At 74.9% G+C, this 3,151-nt stretch carries 2 protein-coding genes and 1 pseudogene; 1 reads left to right on the top strand and 2 read right to left on the bottom strand.

Going from position 1 to position 3,151, the window contains the following annotated elements; translation table 11 throughout:
• Positions 1-349: 349 nt before the first annotated feature.
• On the bottom strand, positions 350-1,021 hold the full coding sequence (locus E1291_RS40485) for a response regulator transcription factor (protein ID WP_207401232.1): 672 nt from the start codon (positions 1,019-1,021) through the stop codon (positions 350-352).
• Positions 1,021-2,298, bottom strand: coding sequence for a sensor histidine kinase (locus E1291_RS40480; RefSeq protein ID WP_165495539.1), 1,278 nt, complete (start codon positions 2,296-2,298; stop codon positions 1,021-1,023). The genes E1291_RS40485 and E1291_RS40480 overlap by 1 nt, the downstream gene beginning before the upstream one ends.
• 156 nt (positions 2,299-2,454) lie before the next feature.
• Here E1291_RS40480 and E1291_RS40475 point away from each other — a divergent pair.
• Positions 2,455-3,151, top strand: a pseudogene (locus E1291_RS40475) (hypothetical protein); the annotation flags it as partial.

The following is a 3,151-nucleotide window of genomic DNA, read 5'->3' as shown; positions in this document are numbered from 1 at the left end:
GGCCGGCCCGTGCCGCCGGCCGCGACGGCCGGAGCGGATCGCTCCAGCGCGCCTGCCGGGGCGGCGGAACGACCCGGGTCCCCGGCCCCGCCCTGCACGGCCGCCGCGACCGAGATGCCGGCCGCCAGGACGCCGCCGGCGACCAGGGCCATTCTGTTCCGGGTCGGCAATTGCACGATCAACCTCCAGGACGAGACCGAATACGGCGGCCCGGCGAAATGGGGCCGGCAAGGCCCGCTTTTCTTCGACGTCCCGCTTACGACCGGAACGCTACGGAGCCGGCGCACGGCGCCGTAGGGCCCTAGGGCCCTACCCGGAACAGGCGGGGACCCCAATGCGGAAGCGCAGGTCAGCCCTGTGGAGGCATCCCGATCCAGGTGACGATGGCCGTCGCCCGGTTCGGTGCGTCCAACTTCGCATAAATGCGATTGATGTAGTTCTTGACGGTTTTCTCGGTGAGAAATAGCTTGGCCGCGATGTCCTGGTTGGCAAGGCCGCGCACGATCAGATCCATGACCTGGATCTCGCGGGCCGAGAGCCCGAACCGGGCGCGCCGCTCGGCCGCGTCGGCGGCGGGCGCGGCGGGCCGCCCGGTCCGCGCGGCGTCGATCAGGGCGGCGCTGGCCGCGTGCGAGAGGGGGTGGGCCCGGTGCCGCACCGTGTCCCGGACGGCCGCGGCGAGCTCGTCCACGGTGAAGGTGTTGTGGACGAGGTAGCCGACGGCTCCGTTGCGGACGGCCGCCAGTACCACGTCCGGCTCCTCCACCTGCGTCAGCATGATGACGCGGCTGACGCGGCTGAGCACCGCCGCGGCGCTGATCCCGTCGGCGCGCGGCATCCGCACGTCCAGCAGCACGACGTCGGGCACCAGCCGCCACGCCAGCTCCTCGGCCGCGTGGCCGTCGGCGGCCTCGCCGACCACCTCGATGTCGTCGGTCGCCTCCAGCGCGGAGGCGAGCCCGGCGCGGATGAAGGCGTTGTCGTCCACGATCATGACTCGGTAACGCTCGGCGCCGTCCATCATCCCCTCCCGAGAGCCGCGTGGACCGGCTCGGTACCCGGCCCGGCCACCGGCATCCGCACCGTGATGGTGGTGCCGGCGCCGGAGGCCGAGGACACCACCAGTCGCCCGCCCACCCGCTGGGCCCGCTCGTGCATGCCGACGAGGCCGTAGTGGCCGTCACGGGCGAGCTCGTCCAGCCAGCCGTCCCCGCCGGGCCGGGCCGGCAGGCCCCGGCCGTCATCGCGCACGCGCGCCTCCAGCACGTCCCCGTCGCCGTCACCGGCGGCGGTGCCCGCCTCGACGCCCACCTCGATCTCGACGCGCGTCGCGCCGGCGTGCCGGCGGACGTTCTCCAGCGCCTCCCGCACGATCGTCACCAGCTCGTGCCTGGCGCGCAGCGGCAGGTCGGCCTCCGGGTCGGCGTCCACGTGCACCGGGACGCCCGCGGAACGCTCCCATTCCACCGCCATCCTCCCCACGGCCTCGCCCAGCGGGAGCTGGACGGCGTCCTCGCGCAGCTCCGCGATGAGGGAGCGGGCCTCCCGGGTCGCGACCTGCGCGGCGGTGGCGATGCGCCGCGCCTCGGTCTCGGCGCGCTCGGGCGACCGGCGCACCCAGGCGGGCAGGCCGGTCGCCGACAGCGCGATCCCGGCGAGCGTCGCGGTCAGCGAGTCGTGCATCTCCCGGGCCAGCCGGGTCCGCTCGTCGGCGGCCATGGCCTGCGCCTCCATCCGCCAGCGGTCCTCCTCGGCCGCCGCGTGCTCGTCGAACAGCCGGCGCAGCACGGTGCCGACCAGCGCGCCGATCGGGTAGAAGGCGGGCAGCGCCACCAGCAGCGGCACCGCGGCGCCCGGCATGCCGCCGCCCGCCTCGCCGCGGTACAGCGCCGTGTAGTACAGGACGGTCTGCTGGGCGCACAGCAGCGCGGTGACCGGCCACCGGTACAGCAGCCCGGCCAGGCCGGCGGCGACCACGGTGACCAGGAAGTACGGGCCGAAGATCCCGCCGACCTGGAGCACCGCGTAGCCGATGAGCACGTCGAAGGCCAGCAGCGCGGGCTGCTCGAACAGCCGCGGCACGACCCGCTCCCAGCCCGCCAGGACCACTCCCGAGGCCAGCGCGGCGAAGGCGAGCACGCCGAGCGCCAGGGGATCGCCGCGGACCCGCTCGTCCACCAGCACGGTGACCCCGACGACGAGCACCCGCACCTGCATCAGAAGCACGAACGTCGTCCCGATGCGCGTCTCCACGGAACGCCGCAGAGCCCGCGGGGACGGCTCGCCGGAGCGCGGCATCGCAGGGCCCTCCCTCTCACATGCGCCGGACGTGCGCCGGACCGGTGGCGCCATGGATCAAGTCAAGTGACCGCATAGCGAACATTAGCCACTTCGCCCGAGGAGATCGCTACGATGCCCACGAAATCACGCGTTCCCGGTCCGGGGAGGACTCCAGTGCCGGTTCCCAGGGCGGTTCCGCAGCCGGACGGCGCGGCGACCCCCGCCGAGTTCCTGTCCCTGTTGCGCCGCCTCCAGCAGTGGTCCGGGCTGCCGATCCCGGAGCTGGAGGAGCGCGTCTGGGCGACCGGCGTCCTGCTTCCGGCGGGGCTCGCCGGGCTGCTCGGAGGCGAGGTGCTGCCGCGCCGCGAGGTGGTCTTGGCGCTGGTGACCGCGTGCGGGCTCGTCCAGGACGAACGCGAGCGGTGGTTGCTGGCCCACGCGCGGGTGAGCGCCGCCTACGCCCCGCCGATCACGGCGTCCCCGGCGGACAGCCTGCCGCCCTTGTCTCCCGCCCCCGCCGACTCGACCAGCACGGACCCGCATCCGGTCGTGGACGCGAACCCCGCTTCCCCTTTCGCCGACACCCGGCCCGACATTGCCGTGAACGAGGCTCTTCCCTCTGAACGGGTCGTCCCGGAGCACTCGCGCACCAAGCCGATGCCGCGGGAGGCCCCGGACCGGCCCGCCCGCGATGAAGGCGACCGCCTGATCGTCGGCGGCCCCGCGCCGAACGCCCGCCCTCCGGCCGCATGGCCCCCGGCCCCCGTCCCGCCGCCGGGAACTCCCCCCGCTCCCGTCCTGAGGCCGCTGAACGCCCCGCCGGAGCCGGCGGGCTCCCCCGCGGGGTCGGCCGGCGCTGCGCCTCGGCACG

Source organism: Actinomadura roseirufa, assembly GCF_900659635.1.
GTDB classification, from domain to species: domain Bacteria; phylum Actinomycetota; class Actinomycetes; order Streptosporangiales; family Streptosporangiaceae; genus Spirillospora; species Spirillospora roseirufa.
Note: the sequence above shows the minus strand (reverse complement) of the source record. Positions and strands in the feature narration are given on the sequence as shown.